Source organism: Thiomicrorhabdus sp. Milos-T2 (genome assembly GCF_000702325.1).
In the GTDB taxonomy this organism is placed as follows: domain Bacteria; phylum Pseudomonadota; class Gammaproteobacteria; order Thiomicrospirales; family Thiomicrospiraceae; genus Thiomicrorhabdus.
Genome location: NZ_KL370891.1, coordinates 701,859 through 724,364 on the forward strand (window position 1 = coordinate 701,859; position 22,506 = coordinate 724,364).

18 protein-coding genes are annotated in these 22,506 nt (G+C 37.5%); 7 read left to right on the plus strand and 11 right to left on the minus strand.

Translation table 11 applies throughout. The annotated features are described in order from the left end of the window. Positions 1-37 precede the first annotated feature (37 nt). From BS34_RS0103110 to BS34_RS0103120, 3 genes are read right to left on the minus strand one after another with little or no spacing between them, the layout of a single operon-like run. Entirely contained in the window at positions 38-1,624 is a 1,587-nt protein-coding gene (locus BS34_RS0103110) for an ABC transporter permease (RefSeq protein ID WP_051640653.1), read from the minus strand. A 4-nt stretch (positions 1,625-1,628) separates the two neighbouring features. Further along, a complete protein-coding gene (locus BS34_RS0103115; protein ID WP_029407093.1) occupies positions 1,629-2,636 on the minus strand; it encodes an extracellular solute-binding protein in 1,008 nt (335 codons plus the stop codon). Between the two features lie 60 nt (positions 2,637-2,696). Then, complete coding sequence (locus BS34_RS0103120) at positions 2,697-3,350, minus strand: ABC transporter ATP-binding protein (RefSeq protein ID WP_029407094.1); 654 nt, start codon at positions 3,348-3,350, stop codon at positions 2,697-2,699. A gap of 499 nt (positions 3,351-3,849) precedes the next feature. Between BS34_RS0103120 and BS34_RS0103125 the strand changes: the two genes are divergently transcribed. Both BS34_RS0103125 and BS34_RS0103130 read left to right on the plus strand, forming a co-directional pair. Then, the gene (locus tag BS34_RS0103125) at positions 3,850-5,451 is read left to right on the plus strand and encodes an ABC-F family ATPase (protein WP_029407095.1); all 1,602 of its coding nucleotides are present in this window, start codon (positions 3,850-3,852) and stop codon (positions 5,449-5,451) included. Between the two features lie 354 nt (positions 5,452-5,805). Next, on the plus strand, positions 5,806-6,600 hold the full coding sequence (locus BS34_RS0103130) for a nitrilase-related carbon-nitrogen hydrolase (RefSeq protein WP_029407096.1): 795 nt from the start codon (positions 5,806-5,808) through the stop codon (positions 6,598-6,600). A gap of 36 nt (positions 6,601-6,636) precedes the next feature. Here the strand turns inward: BS34_RS0103130 and BS34_RS0103135 are convergent, their stop codons facing one another. Both BS34_RS0103135 and BS34_RS0103140 read right to left on the minus strand, forming a co-directional pair. Then, positions 6,637-7,185 (minus strand): thioredoxin domain-containing protein, encoded by a 549-nt coding sequence (locus BS34_RS0103135; RefSeq protein WP_029407097.1) that lies wholly within the window; start codon positions 7,183-7,185, stop codon positions 6,637-6,639. 350 nt (positions 7,186-7,535) lie between these two features. Further along, a complete protein-coding gene (locus tag BS34_RS0103140; protein WP_029407098.1) occupies positions 7,536-8,156 on the minus strand; it encodes an FKBP-type peptidyl-prolyl cis-trans isomerase in 621 nt (206 codons plus the stop codon). 315 nt (positions 8,157-8,471) lie between these two features. On the opposite strand from BS34_RS0103140, the gene BS34_RS0103145 reads away from it, so the two are divergent. From BS34_RS0103145 to BS34_RS0103155, 3 genes are all read left to right on the plus strand, one after another. After that, positions 8,472-9,059: a hypothetical protein gene (locus BS34_RS0103145; RefSeq protein WP_029407099.1), complete on the plus strand. Its 588-nt coding sequence runs from the start codon at positions 8,472-8,474 to the stop codon at positions 9,057-9,059. A gap of 130 nt (positions 9,060-9,189) precedes the next feature. Next, complete coding sequence (locus BS34_RS0103150) at positions 9,190-9,594, plus strand: hypothetical protein (RefSeq protein ID WP_029407100.1); 405 nt, start codon at positions 9,190-9,192, stop codon at positions 9,592-9,594. 149 nt (positions 9,595-9,743) lie between these two features. Further along, positions 9,744-10,901 carry an IS4 family transposase gene (locus BS34_RS0103155; protein ID WP_029406808.1) on the plus strand — a complete coding sequence of 386 codons (1,158 nt, stop codon included), beginning with the start codon at positions 9,744-9,746 and terminating at the stop codon, positions 10,899-10,901. Between the two features lie 174 nt (positions 10,902-11,075). On the opposite strand, the gene BS34_RS0103160 is transcribed toward BS34_RS0103155, so the two are convergent. The 5 genes from BS34_RS0103160 to BS34_RS0103180 all read right to left on the minus strand — a co-directional run bounded on the left by BS34_RS0103160 (position 11,076) and on the right by BS34_RS0103180 (position 14,789). Further along, positions 11,076-11,498 carry a DUF6508 domain-containing protein gene (locus BS34_RS0103160; protein WP_029407101.1) on the minus strand — a complete coding sequence of 141 codons (423 nt, stop codon included), beginning with the start codon at positions 11,496-11,498 and terminating at the stop codon, positions 11,076-11,078. A gap of 119 nt (positions 11,499-11,617) precedes the next feature. Further along, complete coding sequence (locus BS34_RS0103165) at positions 11,618-12,181, minus strand: DUF1415 domain-containing protein (RefSeq protein WP_029407102.1); 564 nt, start codon at positions 12,179-12,181, stop codon at positions 11,618-11,620. Between the two features lie 10 nt (positions 12,182-12,191). Further along, complete coding sequence (locus BS34_RS0103170) at positions 12,192-13,046, minus strand: DUF5718 family protein (RefSeq protein WP_084151550.1); 855 nt, start codon at positions 13,044-13,046, stop codon at positions 12,192-12,194. A 6-nt stretch (positions 13,047-13,052) separates the two neighbouring features. After that, positions 13,053-13,604, minus strand: a complete 552-nt coding sequence (locus BS34_RS0103175) for a cytochrome b (RefSeq protein WP_038126254.1) — start codon at positions 13,602-13,604, stop codon at positions 13,053-13,055. Positions 13,605-13,922: 318 nt separating this feature from the next. Next, positions 13,923-14,789 carry a tetratricopeptide repeat protein gene (locus BS34_RS0103180; RefSeq protein WP_029407105.1) on the minus strand — a complete coding sequence of 289 codons (867 nt, stop codon included), beginning with the start codon at positions 14,787-14,789 and terminating at the stop codon, positions 13,923-13,925. Positions 14,790-15,001: 212 nt separating this feature from the next. Here BS34_RS0103180 and BS34_RS0103185 point away from each other — a divergent pair, with 212 nt between their 5' ends. Continuing rightward, a complete protein-coding gene (locus BS34_RS0103185) occupies positions 15,002-17,155 on the plus strand; it encodes a diguanylate cyclase (RefSeq protein WP_029407106.1) in 2,154 nt (717 codons plus the stop codon). A gap of 33 nt (positions 17,156-17,188) precedes the next feature. Here BS34_RS0103185 and mutS read toward each other — a convergent pair whose 3' ends face one another. Next, positions 17,189-19,810: a DNA mismatch repair protein MutS gene (gene mutS, locus BS34_RS0103190; protein ID WP_369699481.1), complete on the minus strand. Its 2,622-nt coding sequence runs from the start codon at positions 19,808-19,810 to the stop codon at positions 17,189-17,191. 230 nt (positions 19,811-20,040) lie between these two features. Here mutS and BS34_RS12490 point away from each other — a divergent pair, with 230 nt between their 5' ends. Continuing rightward, on the plus strand, positions 20,041-22,395 hold the full coding sequence (locus BS34_RS12490) for a putative bifunctional diguanylate cyclase/phosphodiesterase (RefSeq protein WP_158660968.1): 2,355 nt from the start codon (positions 20,041-20,043) through the stop codon (positions 22,393-22,395). The last annotated feature ends 111 nt before the right edge of the window (positions 22,396-22,506 follow it).

Genomic DNA, 22,506 nt, shown 5'->3' on the forward strand with positions numbered 1-22,506 from the left:
TCTAAAACGGCATCTGAATATAGTTACAGCAATTGATTTAACGTCTTCTGCGTTGCGAAACCCATAGTGCTAAAATTCCCAGTAATACTAACAATAAAGCGGGCAATGCCGCACCTTCATAGTTTCCTTCTAGGCTCAATTCATAAGTGTAAATAGACAAAGCACTCCAGTCGAAAGGACGTAACATATAAGTAGCTGGCAACTCTTTCATGACCTCTAAAAAAATCAAACCTGATGAAGCTATCAGGCCAGGTTTAAGTAGTGGTAAGTAAATTTTTGTAGAAAGGCGTAAGGGTGATGCGCCCAGACTTTTAGCCGATTGAATCATCTGTGGTGAAATTTGTCTTAGCCCATTGCTCACAGGCCCTTGCCCCAAAATAAAGAAGCGTAAGCTTAAGACTAAAATTAATACCCAGATACTTTGAGAAAGCCAGCCTGAAGTGAGTCCAAACTGATGCTCTAATCCAATTAAAATCCCTAATACACCAATAGCAATTACATTTCCTGGTAAGGCGTAGCCCATTAAAGTGAGTTGAGAAAAACGCTGAATCCATCGTCCAGCTTGTAAATCTCTTTTGAGTAATTCAAATGTCACCGCGACACTTAAAATGACGACCATAGCACCCAGACCAAGTCCTAAAGTATTGATGGTTAAAGACCAGTATTTAGAGTCAGTAAAACTTTGGTCAGAGATAATAGCCCAGTAAAGAAGTTGTATAAATGGTAGCAAGAAACTAATGCTAAAAATGGTAAACACTAATACAAAAATTGACCAGGCCTGGTAACCTTTTAAGGTTGTTGGCGTGATTTTTTGCCATTTATTCAGTACACGGGGGCGAGACACTTTTACCCAATGGTCGACCATAAATAGAGTCCATGCGACTAATAAAATGAGTGATGCTAATTGCATGGCGAGTTTAAGTGAGTAAAAATCTTGCCATGCGCTGACAATAGCCGTTGTTAAAGTTGGAGTGTTAAAAATAGAAACGGTTCCATAGTCGGCTAATGTTTCCATCATGACTAACATCATGCCTAAAAATAGCGATGGAAAAGCTAATGGAAATTGAATACGCCAAAAACGTCTCCAAGGCCCAGCACCCAATGCAGCAGCTTGAATATCCATCTCTGGGTAAGTACGTTCAAAATTGGGTTTCAGTACCCCGTAAACGTAAGGGAAGAACATGAGGCTTAATACAATTACTAAACTAGTGTAGCCTTGTCGAGCATCCCAGGTCATGTTAACCCCCCAAGCCCTCAATTGCGTCTGTATTAGCCCTGAATAGTCGAGCCAGCCTAAAAAAACAAACGCCATGACATAAGCAGGAATAGCCAGTGGTAGCAACAAAGCCCAGTTAAGCCATCTATGTCCTGGAAAACGGTAATGACTCATTATATAAGCGAGTAAAGTACCAATTAAACCAGCACCTAAAACTACCAAAAGTACTAGGCTAAGGGTGTTGATTAGTAGTTTTGGAAGTAAATGTTCCGCAATATGATTCCAATTTGAATCGATGCCTAAGAACCAAGAAATTATTAAAGGTAGTTGTGGCAAAACGCCTAAGGCAATTAAACCCCAGATGCCAATTTTTTTTACTTTAGGAGAGGATAGAAAACTGTAGTTCAAGATATTACTCGTACCCTGCAATTTGCATCAGTTTTACACCTTTAAATTGCTCGGTGTGCAATTTAGTGATGGGTAAGTTATCCGCTTTAAAAGGTAGAGTTGCCGTTTTTGATACCAGTTGTGCAATAGAAAACTCATGATTTAAATCGGCAAAGATTTTCTGGGCTTCATTACTTAATAAATAGGCTAAAAATAACTTTGCGTTTTCTTTGTTATTCGCATACTTGGTAATACCTGCTCCTGAAATGTTGATATGTGTTCCAGTGGTTTCCTGGTTTGCCCAAAACAGTTTAGCAACGGATTGTGGATTTTTTGATTGATTTCTATAGACATAGTAAGTGTTTACAATCCCTACAGCACACTGTCCAGAATTAACTGCTTTAATCACTTCTGAATCTTTAGCAAAAGGCTTAGTGGCTAAATTACTCACCCAGCCCTTGAATATTTCTAGGGTTTTTTGTTCACCAAAGTGGGCCACAAAACTAGCGGCTAATGATTTGTTATAAACTTTTTTACTAGTACGTAAGCAGAGTTTTCCTTTCCACATTGGATTCGCTAAATCTTCATAGGTTGTTAAGCTTTTTACGTCGACCAACTTAGGGTTATAAATTATAGTCCTGGCTCTTAAAGAGAGGCCTGTCCATAAACCATTGCTATCTTGTAAATGAGCAGGCACCACCACTTCTGTTGGGCCAAGATTAAGAGGTTGAAATAAGCCTTTTTCAGCAGCGAGTCCTAAATTCCCTGCATCAACCGTCATTAATACATCGGCAGGAGAGTTACGGCCTTCCATTTTTAAACGTTCAATTAAGGCTTCATCTTTGCCTGTCATCAGCTTAACGTTAATATTATGCTGCTTTTTAAAGCCATCAATTAAAGGCTGAATAAGGTTTACTGTGCGTGAGGAGTAAATTACTAAATCATCACTGGCTTGCACAAATGCGGTATTTGCGGTTAATGACAGAGTGGCAATGATTAAACCTAATGGCTTAAAAATAGATTTTAAAGACATCTAAAACTCCAAAATGTTAAATATTAAAAAAAGGGGAATTAAATTAAACGGTTAAATTATTTAAGCTACTAATGGTTCTAAACCGTTAGCAGTAAAGTTTAATATTCGGTTGCATAATGATTGAGCTTCTTTTAGTTCATGGGTAATCAATAAAACACTGGTTTTATTTTTCGCAAACAGCTTTTGTAAACGTCCAATAATGCGTAGCGATAAATCTTTGTCTAGATTCGCAAAAGGTTCATCTAAAAGTAATAACTGCGGTTGAGGTGCTAAAGAACGTGCTAATGCAATACGTGCTGCTTGGCCACCTGATAGCTCATGAGGGTAGCGTTTTTCAAATCCTGTCATTTCAACAAAAGCCAACATTTCGGCAATACGTTTTTGCTTGTCACTTTTAGATAATGAAGTTAAACCAAAAACCATATTTTGTTCTACTGTCATATGCGGGAAAAGAGCAGGGTCTTGCAGGACTAAGCCTAAACCACGCTTTTCTAAGGCAACAACTTGCTGCTCTTGTGACCAAATTTTTCCTTGCCAATAAATTGATCCGACTTTTAGAGGCATAACGCCTGCAATAGCTTTTATTAAACTTGATTTTCCGACCCCACTCGGCCCAACGACACCAAATATTTCACCCTTTCTTAAGGTCAAGTTTACGTTTTGACATATAGCTGTTTGAGAATGACAAAGTTGTAGGTTTTTGATTTCAAGCATATTCGTTACTCGCAATATTTTTATTTATCAGTTTGTATTAGAGACCTTTGCACGAGAGTATGAACGAGTAAAAATGGTTAAAATTTACCCGATTTTTGTTGAAAAACTTGCGAATAGCTAGCTATTCCCTGCGTTTTTCGCCGCAATCAGGCAAATTTTCCCTCATTTTTCTTTCGCACCTATCTCGTGCAAAGGTCTCTATTAGTTATATTAATCTTAATAGTAATTGATTGCAATATGTAATAATAATTATTCTCATTAGTATTTGGGTTTTAATTTTGTTATTTATTAATGATTTCATGGTTATTAAAAGACTTTGCTATTTATTCTATTGAGTGAAAGCGGTAGATTAAATATTATTTTCAGATACTTAGGACTAATTTATGGCACAATAGCGCCCAAATTCAATGAGCCGTTACTCTCTATCGTTAAGAAAAAACGCTACGCTCAAAATCGCAGTTAAATTGTTAAGTTGCCATATAGTAATAAGGAAAAAATTTTGATTTCAACAGCTAATATCACCATGCAGTTTGGTGAAAAACCTCTTTTTGAAGACATCTCAGTTAAATTTGGTAACGGAAACCGCTACGGTTTAATTGGTGCTAATGGTTGCGGTAAATCGACCTTTATGAAAATTTTAGGGGGCGATTTAGAACAAACGGCGGGTACGGTGAGTATTGATGAAAATGAGCGTGTTGGTAAATTAAAACAGGACCAGTTCGCTTATGAAGAGTTTAGTGTTGTCGATACCGTTATTATGGGTCAACCAGAGCTTTGGGAAGTAAAAAAAGAGCGCGATCGTATTTACGGCTTGCCAGCTATGTCTGAAACAGAAGGAATGTTAGTTGCTGATTTAGAAGTTAAGTTTGGTGAAATGGATGGCTATACCGCTGAGTCTCGCGCGGGTGAATTGCTAATGGGGTTAGAGATTCCGGTAGAGCAACATTATGGCCCAATGAGTGAAGTTGCCCCAGGTTGGAAACTGCGTGTTCTTTTAGCGCAAGCACTGTTTGCAGACCCAGATATTCTGTTACTTGATGAGCCAACCAACAACTTGGATATTAACACGATTCGTTGGTTAGAAACGGTTTTGAATGAACGTAAAAGCACCATGATTATTATCTCCCACGATAGACACTTTCTAAATAGTGTTTGTACTCACATGGCCGATTTAGACTATGGTGAACTACGACTATATCCTGGTAACTATGATGAATACATGACTGCGGCAACGATGGCTCGTGAACAGCTATTATCAGACAATGCAAAGAAACAAGCTCAAATTGCCGAGTTAAAAACCTTTGTAAGCCGCTTCTCTGCAAATGCATCAAAAGCCAAACAGGCTACCTCACGTGCTAAGTTAATCGACAAAATTGAGCTTTCTGAAGTTAAGGCTTCAAGCCGTGTAAATCCGTTTATTCGTTTTGATCAGGATAAAAAATTATTTAGATTAGCGTTAGAAATCCAAAAGTTAAGTAAAACATACGACAACGATGGAGAATCTAACGAAGTACTTAAAAACGTTAATTTAATGCTAGAAGTCGAAGAGCGTATTGCGGTTTTAGGGGCAAACGGAATTGGTAAAACCACTTTGTTAAAATGTTTAGTGGGTGATGAAAAACCAACCTCAGGTATAGTGAAATGGTCTGAAAACGTTAAAGTTGGTTACTATGCTCAGGATCATGCCGATGACTTTAAAGAAGACCTGTCTTTATTAGAATGGATGGCGCAGTGGAAACAAGAAAGTGATGATGAGCAATCATTACGTGCGGTATTAGGACGTTTATTGTTCTCTCAAAAAGAGATTGATAAATCCGTTAAGGTTTTATCAGGGGGTGAACAAGGTCGCATGTTGTTTGGTAAGTTAATGTTACAAAAGCCAAACGTACTGATAATGGATGAGCCAACTAACCACTTGGATATGGAATCAATCGAATCTTTAAACTTAGCAATGGAAAACTTCCCAGGAACCATTATTTTTGTGTCGCACGATCGTGAGTTCGTTTCATCTATTGCCACACGTTTATTGATAATGAAAGATGGCGGTATCGAAGATTTCCATGGTGACTTCGATTCTTACTTAAAAACACAAGGGCTTTAATCCTTTAACCTATTTTATGTGAGTAATCTCATTACCCAAAGCCCGCTAAGGTATTAAAGCTTTAGCGGGTTTTTTGTTTTTGTTTTTGTATTTTCGTGAATAGGTGAATAGGTGATTGGGTTATTACGTGAATAAGTAGTTTGGTAATTTAGTGCTAAGTAAAAACTAAAATTTTAATTAACCAGGCCTGGTTAATTTCTTCATCAAATCCTAGTTAAAATTATCGTGAACTTTATTATTAACGTGATAGGGTAAATGTTGAAAGAGTTTTGCATTCATTTTTTACAAAGCTCTCAATTAAACTAAATCGGTAATATTCAGCTCAGTTAAGTTAAGTTCGGCAAGGTTAAAGCAATGAAAATACTCGCAATACAATGGAATCCCGTTTGGCAAAACTCTGCAGAGAACCTAATAAAATTAGAACAAACCTTTGCAGAACAGTTAACGGATAAAACTAAAAATATCGACTTAGTTGTTTTGCCCGAAACCTTTCACTCAGGTTTTTCTATGCAAGCCGAGCAGTATGCTGAATCGGTTGATGGCAAGGTGAGTCAGAAGTTATCAGAATTAGCTAAAACCTATTCAGTTGCGATTATTGCCGGTGTAGCGCAAAAGCAGGTTAGAGCAGGTTGCCATGGTCAACAAGCTCGGTTTTATAATCGTGCTTTAGCCTTTAATCGTGAAGGTCAGCAAATTGGAAGTTACAGCAAACAAAAACTGTTTAGCTACGCCAATGAACAACACTCCTTTATTGCAGGACATCAGCCCGAAATTGTTCAGCTAAATGGCGAACCCTTTGCCCTATTTATTTGTTATGACCTGAGATTTCCCGAACTCTTTAGGGAGGTTGCTTCGCAGGTAAAAGGCATGATCATTATTGCCAATTGGCCACAATCTCGTCAACAGCATTGGGAGACATTACTAAAAGCTAGAGCCATTGAAAACCAATGTTTCGTCATTGGGGTCAATCGCATAGGGCAAGATGGTAATGGCTTAAATTACATTGGCGGTTCTAGTGTGATTTCCCCACTGGGAGAAGTCTTAGCCTATGCAAATGAGCAGCAAGAATGGCTTAATGTAGAGATAGATTTGCAGCAAGTTAATGAGGTTAGGAAGCAATTTCCTTTTTTAGAAGATTGTCATATTTAGTGGCAAAACAACCAGGCCTGGTTGTTTGCTTAGATTTTAATTGGCAATTTGTTTAGTGTTATTTAATGCTTTTAAGGCGTTATTAATTGATTCTTTTAAATAATGCGGATAAAAGTCATAAGCGCCAGAAAGCAGTTGGTCAGTAATGACATCTCCTTCACCATTAACAAAAATCACCACGGGCAAACTGGTTAGATTGTATAAATCTTTAAACTCCTCATTTGGCATTGCATCGCCATAAAAATCAATGGTAGTTTCATCTACGTTGACATTAATCTCAGTCATCAAAACAAAACCCTCTAAATCCCCCGAATACAACATCGGAACAATCGCTTCATCTTTTAAATCTTGGGTAGACTTTAAGCCCTTGGCTGAAAACAAAATGGCAATGGGAATATTTTGTTTCAGTGCCTTTTTACCCAATTCTTGCAAATTAGTCGCAATTGGCAAAACGCTAGTATCGCTATAAGCATTAACTGAAAACAAACTCGAAAACAAAAGCGAAATTACCACACCCCGAAAGAGGGTATAAAGGCCTGGTAAAATCAAAATTGATTTAAAAGCCCGTTCTTTAAATATATTCATTATGTTAATCCTTGAGGTTAGAAAAAACCAAATACCATCATGTGAATAATTATATTACCAGGCCTGGTAAAACAGAAAATGACTTTATCGATAGAAATAATTTACACAGAAACGTTAACTGTTAATGGCTAAGCAGGGAATCGAAAGGCTGGAATAGAAAAGCGGGAAATAGAAAATCGAGAAACAGACAATGCTAAGTTAAGCTTTCTAAGTTAAGGAGAGATGAATTAAGAGGTTTAGATTAAGTCTGAAATTCTAAGTCTAAAACTAGGCAACGCAAATTGCTTTGCCTAGTTTTAGAAGTCGTGAGTTTTTAAAAAAACTTCGTGACTTCGTAGTTAATTATTTAACTAAGCAACAATATCTAATAACTCTACATCAAATACTAAAGCAGAGTAAGGCGCGATTTTGCCGCCAGAACCTTGAGCACCATAAGCCAATTCTTGAGGCACATACAAACGCCACTTAGACCCTTTAGGCATTAATTGCAGGGCTTCTGTCCAACCCGCAATAACACGGTTAACAGGGAACTCAGCAGGCTGACCACGTTCTACAGAACTATCAAATACCGTACCATCAATTAACGTCCCGTGATAGTGAGTCGAAACGGTAGATTCTGCAGTAGGTTTATCGCCAGTACCTTCAGTAATAACTTCATACTGTAAGCCTGATTCAGTCACAAACACACCCTCTTTTTTCGCATTTTCAGCTAAAAAGGCTTCACCTTCAGCCGCAGCCGCTTGAGCTTTCTCAGCCTGCTTTACTTGCATAATATCGTTAATTTCTTGAAATGCTTTAGCAAAGGCAGCATCATCAATTGGGCTAGCCACACCAGAAAGCGCATCCAAAACACCCGCAGCAACCGCTTCAGCGTTTACACCCTCAAAAGGGTCAGAAGTCAATTGATCACCCATTTGGCGACCAATACCATAACTGACGATGTCAGCAGAAGAAGTAAAGTTATGAGACATACTAAAAAGTCCTGTTAATTAAAAAAAGGGCATCTTAGCACAAATCAACAAACGTTACGAAAAGGGCAGGTTAATAACAAATAATCTACAAACGTAATAGACTACGTACTTAAACTAGTAAGGAAGATTTTTATAGTGTAATATTCACAAAAGTGCTTTTTAACAGCAGCAAAAAACTACGTTAATAAAGCTTAACCTGTCAAAAAAACAGGCGTAGACAAAACAAAGGCAAAACAGCTTAAAAGCACCCCAATACAAAATAACAAGGCAATAGTGGCTTACAATAAATGTTAGATATAGAAATATGGGGAATATATGTTGACACTTAATAACTTTTTATTTACATGTATTTACCTTTCCCTCTCCTGGTTTTCATCTTTTTCGTTTGCAGACACTGACGGTAATTTCTGCATTGGTAAGGGGTATGTAGCAGTTGAATCTCGGGGAATGCATATAGATTCAGAAAAGCCTTCAGTTTATATTGTAACCGTTGGCCCTGAAGGTTTATCTGAACGCATGACTGTGATGGTACCTGATGATGATAGGAGCAGAGAGCTGAGGTGTGAGCCTGATAAAATCGTTGTCAGTAATGGGTATTTGATCGAATTAGTTTCCACTGGTAGCCTAAATGTTAAGCGGACAAAGATTGATAGCGAGAAACCGTTCAGCAATACATATATTCCTTATGTGAGAGAGTCAAAGGTAGTATCTATACCATCAGATGATTTAATACATCGGTATTGGCTTGTCCTAAGTGCAGTGGAGCAGCAAGTTTCTGTTGATAACTATGGTGTCATTTATCATCATTTTTCCGCGCGTGTTGTGCAGACCAATAAAAAGCATGGATTTTTTATTGGTTCTAGATTGTTGGCAGATGGTATAGATATTGAGACAGTTGATTGAATTAAAACAATAATCTAACAAGGCATTGCAGCGGACAAGCCGCTGAATTCGGCGTTAATCTGCCTGGAAAATGTCCGCTAGTGATGGCTGATTTGGAGATAAAACAGTCGACTGGATTAGGAGCAAATTTATGGATTCAACTTCACCACATAAGACCCAAATGAATAAAAAAAGTTTGAGGCTTGGGCGCATTTTCTTACTTACCTCTGTAGTACTATTCATCAGTGCATGTGATCAACTGTTCACTGACTCGCCCTTTGACGCAGACGGCAAGCTTACCACTGCTGAGCTGGGCTATTTTCTGGAGGGAATGAAAGAAGCGACAAACATCAGTGAAAAGGTGAACAGTTGTATCAAGACAGAGGCTGAACGTCGCGCAGAGATTGCTGGCGATCCGCAGACCATCGATCCGAAATCGCTGTCTCTGCCAGAGGAAAATTGGGTGCCTTTGGATAAGTCTGACAAACGGTTAATTTTGGCCCAGCTTATCGTGACCGAGGCCAGCGTATTCTGCACTGCAGGACGAGAAATGTGAGCGTTTATCAACAGGACAAGCTGGTAGTAAAAGTAAAAGGGGTCAGTACCACTGCTGTCCCACTTAGCTAAAATGAAAAAGCCTGAATCCATACAGATTGTTACAATGTAAGTACCACCAAACATATGTAATAACAGAGGATTCAGACTATGAGCTTTCATAATACAGTATTATCACAAGTCTTAAAAATGTTTCCGAGACTTGAATTTGAAAAGCTTTCAAGCATTCATGATGGGAAAAGACGAAGTGACGCTTTAAGTCGCTGGTCTCAATTTGCAGCCTTGGCGATTGGCCAGATAGGTGCACGCCATAGCCTTCGAGATATTGAAGCCACAATAGAGTCACAACCCCAACAGCAATATCATTTAGGCAGCCAAAAAATAAAACGCACGACATTCAGTCGAGCCAATGAAAAGCTAGATTATCAGTTCTATTCTGACTTGTTTTCTAAGCTTTACAAACAATGCTCTCAGCACTCACCAAAACATAATTTCAGATTCAAATCAAAGCTATTCTCGTTGGATGGTTCTCTTATTGATCTTTCCATGAAGCTTTTTCCATGGGCGGATTACAATAAGAAAAAATCAGCCATGAAACTGCATATTGGACTTGATCATGATGGCCTTATCCCAGCTTTTGCATCCTTAACAGGAGCCAAAGAGTCTGAAATGAAACAAGTTGATTTATGGAAGTTTCCAAAGGGAAGTGTACTCGTTTTTGACAAAGGTTATAACAACTTCAGCTGGCACAAAGCCTTGAGTTCAAAAGGGTTGGTATGGGTAACAAGAATCCGAGGCAATGCAAAGTATAAAGTTGTAAAAACGTTACCGACGACAAAAAACTTAAACATTATTTCTGATCAGATCATTGAATACACTGGACAGAAATCCCTTAGAGAAAACTTACCCGCTATTCGCTTAGTGAATTATTACGACCCCGTCACGCAAAAAGATTATCAGTTTATTACCAATCAAATGAACTGGTCAGCTCAGACAATTGCAGATATATATAAAGAGCGTTGGCAGGTAGAACTCTTCTTTAAATGGATCAAACAAAATCTAAAAATCAAAGCTTTTTTAGGTAACTCTAAAAATGCGGTAATGACTCAAATCATGGCCGCATTATGTGTTTATTTGATTATCGCTTTTCTTAAGTTTCAATCAGGATCGAAAAAGAGTTTTCAGCAGATTTTAAGATTACTACAAATGAATCTATTTATTAGAAGGCCGTTAATAGAACTTTTGAAGCCACCACCTAATGTAGAAAACGTGAGGCCCCAAATGAGTTTAGGCTTGGTGAGAAATTAAGTGGGACAGCAGTGGGTCAGTACCCTTTTATTTTAAAAAATATTTTATCTTATTGAATTTATTAAAGAATAATTATAATTTTCCTTTTATCAGGGATTTAAGGGTACTGACCCCTTTTCCACCAGGCCTGGTTGGTTTAGTTCATTGATTTATTGATTGGTTTGTCGATTGATTTTATTCGTGTGGCATTTCATATAGGATTGTTTGCAAACGTTTAAGAATGTTTTGAATATAGCCTTTTTTAATCATTCTATTCCAATGACCATCACAAAACTTTTCACCACGAACGCAATAGGTGATTAAGCTTTTAATGTTTTCGATTGTGGCTGATTGAATGTAGCGTTCATCTTTAATGAGGTTTTGTTGTTCTTCCGGTTTATATTCAAAATCCATCCAAATATTATTAGAGGCTTCTGCAAAGAATTTATTAACGATAGCGTGATAGATTGGGTAGGGGGTATCTATAACTCCGTTTTGATGATGTTCACCACCGCCTGTTGATTGAACCGGATTAAAGTCAGGTGAATAAAGTATTGGCAGGTATCCAGCTAAGTTTTCGATATCTCTAGTATTGGGTAAAGCGTCATCAATTCGCATAGCTTGAGTTCTTGTGTATTTAGATTAATGAGAGTTAATGATGTGATTATAGTTTAAGCTTTTATACGTAGTTAGTCTTTTTTGAAATTAAACAACCAGGCCAGGTTAGTTTTTACTGGTTAGTTTTTAAATATATGGGGAAATAGAACGCTTTTTTGTTGTAACGTTAGATTGCTAACGGTTTCAATATTTTGTTCTGGAATTTCTTCTGGGTTGGGGTAGTGTTCTATGGCTTTTTCTAGACTGGCTTCACGCAATAAATGTAGGATTGGGTAGGGCGCGCGATTGGTCAGGTTTTCTGTGTCTTCTGGTTCTGTTCCACCAAATTGGTAGTTGGGATGAAATGTAGCAACTTGAAAAATACCTTGCCATTGGTTGTCTTCGATTAGAGCATCGACATATTCTAAAAAGTCATTGTAGTCGTAAAAATCTTGTAGCATATTTGGCACAATTAATAGCGTGGTTTCTATGCTTTCTGCTTTGGTTTCGGCTAATAAATTCAACTCATTTTGCAGGTCTTCAAGCAAGCAGGCATCTGAATCACAATGTGAGATGGTAAAACGAATCTGTTGGTTTTTATAGGGTTGTGAAGCAAAAGGACATAGGTTTAAGCCAATCACCACTTTGTCTAACCACTGGTTAACATCATTTAAAATGGCTTGATTATTATTTGGGTTAGACATGGTTTTTTCTCTAAACGATGGTTTGATGCAAAATTGAGCTGTTAACCAGTTGGCTTTTATCGCCTATCAAATGAGCAAATACGTCTTCGGCACTATTTTGTGTTGCATCATAAACATAGATAAAAACTTCATCACCCGGTTGTAAGAATACGGTTTCACCAAACTTTGTGTAGGTGGTTGCCCCTAAGCTAATCATAATGGTGTTAGGTTGGCCTGATTGCTGTAATAGTTGGTGCAAGTTTTCAAGAGGCCCGGCATCTTGTTGGTGATTAAGTTTTTCAATCATCCAGTCATTCAGTTGCTCATGAAAGTATGAGTAGGTCAGTACGGAACTGTCTTTTCCGTATGGATGAATTTGTCCATCACGCTTTAAGAATGAGGCGATGTGAAAACTGTCTAATTCACAACCCGGTTTAAAGCTGGTTAAACTTATAAAATCTTGAGAAACGCCTTTGGTTGAGTGGCCCCAGTTTTTCTTTTCGCTGATTTTTTTTGCGCCAGGTTTGCGAATTGAGCAGTCATTAAACGCCGCAAAAGCTTTGGGTAAAAGTGCAGTAACATAACCTTCATCATAGGTAATATCAAAAACAATGCATACTTCAGGTTCAGCTTGCAAGTGTGCCTTATCGTCAAGATTTTTAGGGTAGTGAATTTCGCTTGAAGAGAGAGGGTAAACCCCGATTTGCTTTGTAGATCCTGTTAAATAAAAGGGGAAAAGCCCTTTTGGTGCATTGCTTGAAGCAGTTTTAACATTCACAAAGTCAGGCGTTTCTCCCGCTTGCTCTAAGTGCCCTGCAAAGTTGCCAGCCACGCCAAACCCTACCATTTTTTGTAGGGTATTTTTATCAATAGAATATTGGCTCATAGTGGTTTATTGTTCTTTTTGGTTTTTGCCTAGCATGCGTAATAACGTGGCATCTTTGTAAACTAGGTGATGTTTTAAAGCACCAGCAACGTGCAATAGAATAACGGCAATCATTAATGTGCCTGCAGTGCCATGAATTTCTTCTGCAATCTCATGAATCATTTCGTTTTCACCAATTAACACGGGTAGGGTAAATAGGTTAAAGAAAGAGACATCATGTCCGCCTGTTGTAGACATAATCCAACCAGAAATAGGCATCATAATCATTGCTAGGTAAAAAATGCCTTTTACTGCGTGGCCAAGAATGTGTTCAAATTTGTTGTTGGATATTTGCTCTGGATTAGGGCTGATTTTTAACCAAACTAAACGCAACATCATCAACATAAAAAGCCCAATTCCTAATGATTTGTGCAAATCATATAACTCAAATTTTTCGGGACTTTTTTCTAGGTCGCTCATATATAAACCAATAGCAATTAAGCCAATAAAAAGTACCGCTGAAATCCAATGGTTGGCTCGAGAAACTAAGCCATAATTTTGTTCACTGTTCTTTAACATTTTGCTATCCATTTTGTATTATTTGATTTTTTTAGTGTGGTTAAGAGACCTTTGCACCCAAGGGCATAAACACGAGATAGGTGCGAAAGAAAAATGAGGTAAAATTTACCTGATTCTCGACTTACTCCTTCGGGCGTCGAGTTCTTTGTTTGCGGCGGAAAACGCAGGGAATAGCTAGCTATTCGCAAGTTTTTCAACAAAAATCAGATAAATTTTTACCCTCAAGGGGCACCTAGAACCATTTTTACTCGTGCATATTCTCGTGCAAAGGTCTCGTTAAGTAAGACTTTAATATAAAAAGCTTGAATATAAAAGGCTTCAATACAAAAGGCTTTGAAATTTTCTGCGGTAAATTGTAACTAATTCAGGGGCTTTTGCGGTAAGCATTTCAAAGGCTTTAATAATGGCTTTTTGTGGTAAGCCTTCTTGATAAGTGCGATCTACCGTAAAAAGTTTAAATAGGCTTTGTAATGCATTTTCAGCATGACCGTTAAGCATTAAATAGCTCGCAAGGGCGTAGAGGGCATCAGAATCATTTGGGTTTCTAGCTAATGTGGCTTGAATATTTTCTATTTCTGGTGCCTGCTCTAAAACCGCTGAGAAGAATAAAATCCCTTCTAATTCTTTACCTTTAGGGTCATTTTGAGCCTCTTCAGGTAACTTGTAAAATAGGTCTTGAGCTTTGTCTAGGTGGCCTGTATGTAGATACATTTGTACTAAATCTAGGTGAATCTTAAAGTTGTTGGCGTTGACTTTAGCAGCTTCGCCTAAGAGTTTAATGGCTTGGTCATATTGGCCTTGAGCGAAGGCTTCTCCTGCTTGTAAACGTAATACTTCAGACGGTTCTTCTTGAATATTAGCCTCTAGCATAGCGCGATAGGCATCTTCTGTTAACAGTCCTTGATATTCGGTTACTATGTCACCGTTTTTAATCAGTTTACAAAAAGGAATGGTTGGCGAGCCAAGTTTTTGAGCTAGTTCAGTTTGTTGATCTGCATTGATTTTGGCAAGAATAAATTTACCGGCAAATTCCTGTGCTAGCTTTTCTAATATGGTATTGGTTAATTTACTCTGCTCATTGAGTGGTGACCAAAAATTTAGCAAAACAGGCAAACGTTTAGAGTTTTGCATAACCATTTCTTGAACATTGTTTAATGTAATATCAACAATCATCGCTTCTTGCATTGATGGTGTCCTTTAAGTGGGTTTAGTATGTTGAGCCTTAATAATAGGGTGCATTATAGTGTAAAAAACAATCAGATAAAGTTAAGCTTTTAGCATTGAGTAAACCGTGGTTAATCAATTGTTTTTATTGGAATAGCAATCGGTTAAAATAAAATCTTATTGTATTTTAAATCTATCTTCCTTTTATCTCTGCTTCAGTTTGAAGGCCGTTTATGACCACTCTAGATTTCGTTGGACTGCGTAAAAATTTAATCATACGTTATACCTTGGCTTTATCTTTGATTGCATTGCTTGTTACTCTTGCGTTTACTTTTTTGATAATGGCAATTAAAGATTCAAATAATTCTGCTTATTTGGTTAATATTTCGGGTAAACAACGTATGCTCAGCCAAACTATTGTGCTAGATGTTTATAGAATTAAAGTTGTTCGGGAAAAAATGACGAATAATTCTGATAATAATTTAAATACAGAGTTAATGGTTTTTAGTCATCGTTTAGAAAGAAACATTAATGAAATGGCTGCGGCTAATCATCAGTTAAGAACCGGAAAATTTTTAAGCCATGGTAATCATGCTTTGTCACCTGAATTAAAGGAGTTGTATTTTGGTTCGACTCAACTGGCTAAAAAGGTTGATAGTTTTTTGGCGCTAGCTCAAACATTAAATAAAGAAGTAGTTGTTGGCAAGGGATTTGAGAAAATTTCTCACTTAAGTCAGCTGTCAGTTCTTCTCTTGCCAGAGCTTGATAACGCCGTCAAAATATATCAAAAAGAGGGGGAGGACAAGCTCTCAACCCTTAAATCAATAGAAACGAATGTTTGGTTTTTGACACTTATTGCTTTGGTGATTGAAGCACTTTTTATTTTTCAGCCATTGGTTCGTAAACTCACTGAATATGCTAATAAACATACTGGATATAAGCGTGAGCTTGAATACCAAGTAGAGTTAAGAACCTTAAAGTTAGAACGTGCAAATCAAACTTTAGCAGATTTGGCATCAAAAGATGCTTTAACTGGGTTGCAAAATAGACTGAACTTAGAAAAAAGTACTGAGCGAATTCTTGAGCTGAACAAAAAATACAGCACCCCATTTGCGGTCTTAATGATTGATATTGACTGGTTTAAAAGCGTTAATGATGACTATGGTCACGAAGCTGGAGATTTTGTATTAAAAGAGAGTGCTCAAATATTAATTGAATCTGTCCGACAAACAGATTTAATTTATAGAACAGGTGGTGAGGAGTTTGTTATTTTGTTTGAAGGCACCTCTTTAGAGGATGCCAAAGCCAAAGCTGAAGACGTTCGCCAAACATTTGAAAAACATATTTTTAAATATCATGATTTTGAAATTAAAAGAACGATTAGTATTGGTGTATATCATTCTGATATAGCTCAGGTTCAAAATTTTAAGCAAATCTATAAGCTGACTGATGATGCGCTTTATCGAAGTAAAGCCATAGGCCGTAATCGAATCAATCTTTGTAAGACAAGTTCTGAAGAGGTTTTGGATAATGTTCTCCATAAAAAAGGCGATTTTGTCTTTATTCGTTTTGATGCGGATAGTTTTAGAGAGCTTGATAAAACTCGCAGCTTTAAAAATACGGATGGCTGTATTAAGCCTTGCGAAGTCAGTGAAAACGTTTTCGAATTAATGGGGGTTCAAGCTAGTAGGCTGCTTGACGGAGAACATTGTATAAGAGAGTTTTTACACCCCGATGATTTTGATTTGGTTCAAAGGTTTGCCGAAACCGGTTTGCAATTATCAGAATTAAGTCAACAATATAGCTCTAAAACCCTTTTATGGCGATCTTCTTTTAGAATTTTAAATCTTGTTGGAGATGCAAAAATTACTAGCCTAGAGGTCTATTTTGAACCGGGTAAAATTCAAGGTTCTCTAGGTTTGATTAAGCTAGAGTTGTTTGAGAGTCTAAGTCTTCATTCTTCATTTGGAGATGCTTTATTGGTCTACAATTTTCATGCAATGCTAGAAAATACCAACGACTATATCTATTTTAAAGATCGCTATCATGTCTTTACTGCGGCAAGTAAAACTTTAGTAAAGATTGCAAATGTCAAAGACCGAGCTGAGTTGGTGGGTAAAACCGATTATGACGTTTTTCCAAAAGAGTATGCCGATCAGTATTTTAAACTTGAAAAACAGATCTTTAGTGGTGAGGTCGAGGTCGCTCAAGAGTACCAGCCTACCTTAGATGATGAGGGCAATAAAGGTTGGGTAGATAATCGTAAATATCCAATCAAGGATCAAAATGGCGAAATTATTGGTTTATTTGGTATCGCCAGAGTCATATCAGATCAAGAGCATGAGTCTTTGCTTGAAGTTAATTCGAGTGATTCATTAATTGATTGATTGATTGATTGATTGATTGAGTGATTAGCCATTTTATTTTTTTAATAGAGTTTTAAGTTGATAAACCTTATCTAAGGCCATTCTGGGGGTTAACTCATTAGGGTCAATTTCTTGTAAAAGTTGTTCAACTTTTTCAAGTGCAGGGTTAGTCTCATAACTAAACATATCAAACTGCTGAGTGGGTTCAGCGGCTTGAGCGGCTTGATTTTCTTTATTAACGGGCGTTGCTGATTTTTGAGTTACGGCCTGGTTTTCCAGTTGGGTTAAATGTTGTTTAGCAAGCTGTATTACGTTTTGGGGCACTCCGGCTAGAGCCGCCACTTGTAAGCCATAACTTTGAGATGCAGGGCCATCTTGAACTTGGTGTAAAAACACAATGCTGTCTTGATGTTCAATGGCGTCTAAATGCACATTAATGGTGTTGTTAAACTGTTCGTTTAAGGTGGTGAGTTCAAAATAGTGGGTTGCAAATAGGCAATAACCTTTTACATTTTGGGCAATGTGTTCTGCAATTGACCAGGCTAGTGCTAGTCCATCAAAGGTTGAGGTTCCTCGACCGACTTCATCCATTAAAATCAATGAGTTTTCTGTTGCATGATGCAATATATTAGCGGTTTCAGTCATCTCTACCATAAAGGTTGAACGCCCAGATGTTAAGTCGTCAGAGGCGCCAATACGGGTAAATATTCGGTCAATGGGCCCGAGTTCGGCTTTATCAGCGGGGACGTAACTTCCCATAAATGCCATTAAGGTAATCAGTGCCGTTTGACGCATATAGGTGGATTTACCCCCCATGTTTGGTCCGGTAATTATGTGTAATTTACGCGTCTCATTAAATAAGGCATCGTTAGGAATAAACGGTTCGCTAGAGACGGCTTCAACCGTTAAATGGCGGCCTTGTTCAATGACCAGGCCTGGTTGTTCTGTTAGCACGGGACGCGTTAAATTTAAACGAACTGCTTGTTGTGCTAAGTTGACTAAAACATCTAATTCAGACAAGGCACTGGCACAATTTTGTAGTTCAGCTAAATGTTGGTTTAGTTTTTCTAATAGGGCTTGGTAAAGCCATTTTTCTCGAGCAAGGGCTTTTTCGCCCGCACTTAAAATCTTGTCTTCAAAGGTTTTAAGTTCAGGAATAATATAGCGTTCTTGGCCTTTTAAGGTTTGACGACGAATATATTCGGCAGGAACATTGGCACTTTGTAGTTTACTGATTTCAATGTAGTAGCCATGCACACGGTTATAACCGACTTTTAAGGTGGATATACCTGTGCGTTCTTTTTCTCGTTGTTCAAGCGCTAAGAGATAATCGCCAGCTTCATTTTTTAAGTTACGTAACTCATCAAGTTCAGTATCGTAGCCTTCTGCAATGACTCCACCATCACGAATTAACATGGGAGGGTTATCAATAATTGCTCTGTCTAATAGCTCGGCCAATTCTGGAAAAGTACTCATTCTTTGAGCAAGCTCGTTAAGTTTTTTGGCTTGATTAAGGTTGGCAAGTTGGTTTTGAAAATCGGGTAAAGCGTTTAAGGTTCTGCCAAGATGTAGGCAGTCACGCGGTCGAGCGGAACCTAAAGCCACACGGCTTAAAATACGCTCCATATCTCCCACTTGTTTTAAGGTGGTTCGCAGTTCATCGTCTTGATGGTTAGTTAAAATTGTTTCAATGGCATCTAAACGTTGGTTGATAATGGTGCGGTTTCGCAGCGGTTGGTTAAGCCAACGTTTAAGTAATCGGCTTCCCATTGCGGTAGCTGTATGGTCTAAAATTGCGGCTAGAGTATTGCTGGTTCCACCAGATAAATTGGTATCAATTTCTAAATTACGACGACTAATGGCATCTAAAACTAAGGTGTCGGTGGTTTGATAGGTGTGCAGGCTAGAAATATAACTTAAATCACTTTGAAGCATACTCTGCGCATAGTGCAAAATGACTCCTGCTGCGCTAATTGATGCCGAATGTGATTCACAGCCGTAAGCAACTAAATCTTGAGTTTGAAAATGAGATATCAAACGTTTACGACAGCTGGAAACATCAAAATGCCAGCTTGGGTATCTTACCAGGCCTGGTTGATTCAATATATTTTTAGGAAGTTGCTCTCTAAATAAATCGTCATCGGGCACTAATAGCTCAGAGGGTTTTAAGCGTTCGACTTCTGATAATAGTTGATTTAAAGAGGTCAATTGTGTGGTTTCAAATCGGCCACTAGAAACCTCTAAATAGGCTAATCCATATTGATTGTCTTGCTGAGTGATTGCTACTAACAAGTTTTCATTTTTGTCTTCTAGCAGAGCTTCTTCTACTAGGGTGCCGGGAGTAATGACTCTGACCACTTTACGTTCAACCGGGCCTTTGCTTGTTCCTGGATCACCGACTTGTTCACAGATAGCGACCGATTCACCGAGTTTAACCAGTTTTGCTAAATAGCCCTCAGCAGAATGGTGTGGAATCCCTGCCATTGGAATGGGCTCACCACCAGATTTACCACGAGCCGTAAGAGTGATTTCTAATAATTCTGAAGCTTTTTTGGCATCTTCAAAAAACAACTCATAAAAGTCACCCATGCGGTAAAACAAAAGATGGTTTTGATGTTGTTCTTTAATAGCCAAGAACTGTTGCATCATTGGGGTGTGTTTGATTGCTGAATTCACGAAGTTGTTTATCTTTAAAATTTGAGGGTTAAGGGAGAATAATATGACTTTTTGTAAAAAATAGAGTATTTTTTCAAAAGTAAGTTCAAAAACTTATTCTAGCAAAAATAAACTTTATCTTGAAATAATGATATGTAAACCTGTTCATGATAAGCTTTTTTGAGAGAGCTTTAATCACAAGTTTGAATGATTGTTTGTAATATTATTTATGATACTGAAGGAGTGCTGTTTTGAACAAAAAAATCATGTTATTTGTAACAGCAATCTTATTTGTATCTATCTTTTTTATTTATGGTGCTTTTAAAAATGTCTCAACAAATTACCAGGCAATTTCTGATCAATTAACCTTGCAGCAGCACAAGCGTGTAGCCCTCAATAAAATGTTCAATTCTGCCAGAGAACGCTCGCTTATTTTACTGCAAATGTTAGCTGAAAAGGATGACTTTGTGCTTGATGAACTTAATCAAAGTTTGAGTGCAGATGCCACAGATTTTATGCAGGCTCGCAGTCAATTTATGGAGTTAAAAATCACAGAACAAGAACGTGATTTAATGGCAATTCAAAACGCGTTAACAGCAAAAAATGCACCATTGCAGTTGGAAGTAGCTAATTTGCTTATAGGGCATGAAAGAAATAATGCTGTTTCTTTGTTATTACAAAAAGCGATTCCCGGACAAAATCAAGTGTTAGCACAAATCACTAAGATTGATGACCTTGGTAATCAATCAGAGAAAGCCCTAGTAAGTAATATTGAGAGTAAAATAAAAGATTCAGAATTTCGTTTTAGTTTGGTTTTATTTAGTTTTATTGCTTTTGTACTGTTTATATTGGTTTATCTACAGCGTATATCTAGAAACGAACAACGGCTTTTGTTGAAAAATTTAGATATGCAAAAAGAGGTTTCATCTCAATTAAGAATTTCTGAAGAACGTCTTCATACTTTTACGGATGCGCTATCAACATTTACGTTTTTATTATCTTCAGAAGGCCGTATTGAGTTGGTTAATAAAACAGCCATTCAACAAACCGGGTTAGATATTAAAGATGTTCAAGGGCTTTCGCTTTATGAAAGTTATTGGTGGGATTTTAATGTTCAAGCAGTGGAAAATCTTAAAGCTGATTTAAAACAAGCCGCAACAGGAGAAAAAATTGAAAGGGAAATGACCTTAAAATTTGGCGAAAATCAGTTTATGGAAGTTAATTTTATTATAACGCCCATTTTTGATTCGACTGGCAATATCACTAACTTAGTTGCAGAGGCGCAAGATATTACCGAACGCCAAAAGATAGCAAAAAAAATCTCCTATCAAGCATCCCATGACGCATTAACAGGATTGATAAATCGATATGAATTCGAACGTCGACTTTCCTTGTTATTACAGCGAGCGCAAAACAATGAAATTCATTATGTTTTTTATTTAGATTTAGATCAATTTAAAATTGTTAATGATACTTGTGGTCATTCAGCAGGAGATGAGCTGTTGAGACAGGTTCCCAAAATTATTCAGCCACATGTAAGGTCATCAGACACACTAGCCCGCCTAGGTGGTGATGAGTTTGCTGTTTTGTTCGAGAACAGTAATTATGAGGCGGTAATTAATGCTGCGAAATCTATGATTCGATCAATAGGTGATTACCAGTTTTATTGGCAAGAAAATAGTTTTAGAATCGGGGTAAGTATTGGAATCGTTGAAATAGATGCCGATATGACCAGTGCAGATGAGGTCTTAAAATGGACGGATTCAGCTTGTTATGCTGCTAAAGATACAGGCCGAAATACATATCATTTTTATACTCAAGATGACGAATTATTACAGATGCGAGAAAAAGAGATGGGGTGGATATCTCGCATTGAACAAGCGCTTAATGACGAACGTTTTGTTTTGTATGCACAACCTATTGTTCCAGTGATTGAGCGAGAGGGGAAGTTTTCTAGCTATGAAATATTAGTGCGTATTCAGAATGACGATGGAAGTTTAATCCCACCTGGAGCTTTTTTGCCTGCAGCGGAGCGTTATGGCAAAGTCACAGAAATTGATCGTTGGGTCTTTAAAAAGGCGCTATCAACCTTGGCTTCGTGTCCAAAGGTATTAGCCAATGTAGAGTATTTTTCAATTAATGTTTCAGCGCAATCGATGACGGATTATGAGTTTTTACAGTTTGTATTAAGATTATTTGATGAATATCAGCAAGTTTCTTCTAAAATTTGTATAGAAATTACCGAAACAACAATCATTAGCAATATGACCGATGCCATATTCTTTATTGAAGAACTGCGTAAATTAAGGGTGAGATTTGCCTTAGATGATTTTGGAAGTGGTTTGTCTTCGTTTGGATATTTAAAAAATCTGCCTGTTGATTACCTAAAAATTGATGGCGTTTTTGTAAAAGATATTTGTGAAGATTCAATGGATTTGGCAATGGTGAAATCGATTCATGAAGTTGCAACGGTTGTTGGTTTGAAAACAGTTGCTGAATTTGTTGAAAATGATGAAATATTAAAGCAATTGAAAGACTTGGGCATTGATTTTGTGCAGGGGTATGGTATTGGTAAACCTCAGCCCCTGTTAGATTTATGCAATTGATATGGGGTTTGATTGATCTTTTTAGGTTGAGCATAAATTAAGCATAAAGAGAGCTTTGCATTAAATGGATAATCGTATAAAAATGGGTAAAATTTATCGGCTTGTCGTTAA

Coding starts and splice junctions, on each gene's coding strand:
- BS34_RS0103130 (WP_029407096.1), top strand. CDS start 5,806: ATGAAAATACTCGCAATACAATGGAATCCCGTTTGGCAAAACTCTGCA.
- BS34_RS0103140 (WP_029407098.1), bottom strand. CDS start 8,156: ATGTCTCATAACTTTACTTCTTCTGCTGACATCGTCAGTTATGGTATT.
- BS34_RS0103180 (WP_029407105.1), bottom strand. CDS start 14,789: ATGCAAGAAGCGATGATTGTTGATATTACATTAAACAATGTTCAAGAA.
- BS34_RS0103185 (WP_029407106.1), top strand. CDS start 15,002: ATGACCACTCTAGATTTCGTTGGACTGCGTAAAAATTTAATCATACGT.
- BS34_RS0103155 (WP_029406808.1), top strand. CDS start 9,744: ATGAGCTTTCATAATACAGTATTATCACAAGTCTTAAAAATGTTTCCG.
- BS34_RS0103175 (WP_038126254.1), bottom strand. CDS start 13,604: ATGTTAAAGAACAGTGAACAAAATTATGGCTTAGTTTCTCGAGCCAAC.
- BS34_RS0103160 (WP_029407101.1), bottom strand. CDS start 11,498: ATGCGAATTGATGACGCTTTACCCAATACTAGAGATATCGAAAACTTA.
- BS34_RS0103165 (WP_029407102.1), bottom strand. CDS start 12,181: ATGTCTAACCCAAATAATAATCAAGCCATTTTAAATGATGTTAACCAG.
- BS34_RS0103135 (WP_029407097.1), bottom strand. CDS start 7,185: ATGAATATATTTAAAGAACGGGCTTTTAAATCAATTTTGATTTTACCA.
- BS34_RS0103145 (WP_029407099.1), top strand. CDS start 8,472: ATGTTGACACTTAATAACTTTTTATTTACATGTATTTACCTTTCCCTC.
- BS34_RS0103115 (WP_029407093.1), bottom strand. CDS start 2,636: ATGTCTTTAAAATCTATTTTTAAGCCATTAGGTTTAATCATTGCCACT.
- BS34_RS0103120 (WP_029407094.1), bottom strand. CDS start 3,350: ATGCTTGAAATCAAAAACCTACAACTTTGTCATTCTCAAACAGCTATA.
- BS34_RS0103150 (WP_029407100.1), top strand. CDS start 9,190: ATGGATTCAACTTCACCACATAAGACCCAAATGAATAAAAAAAGTTTG.
- BS34_RS0103170 (WP_084151550.1), bottom strand. CDS start 13,046: ATGAGCCAATATTCTATTGATAAAAATACCCTACAAAAAATGGTAGGG.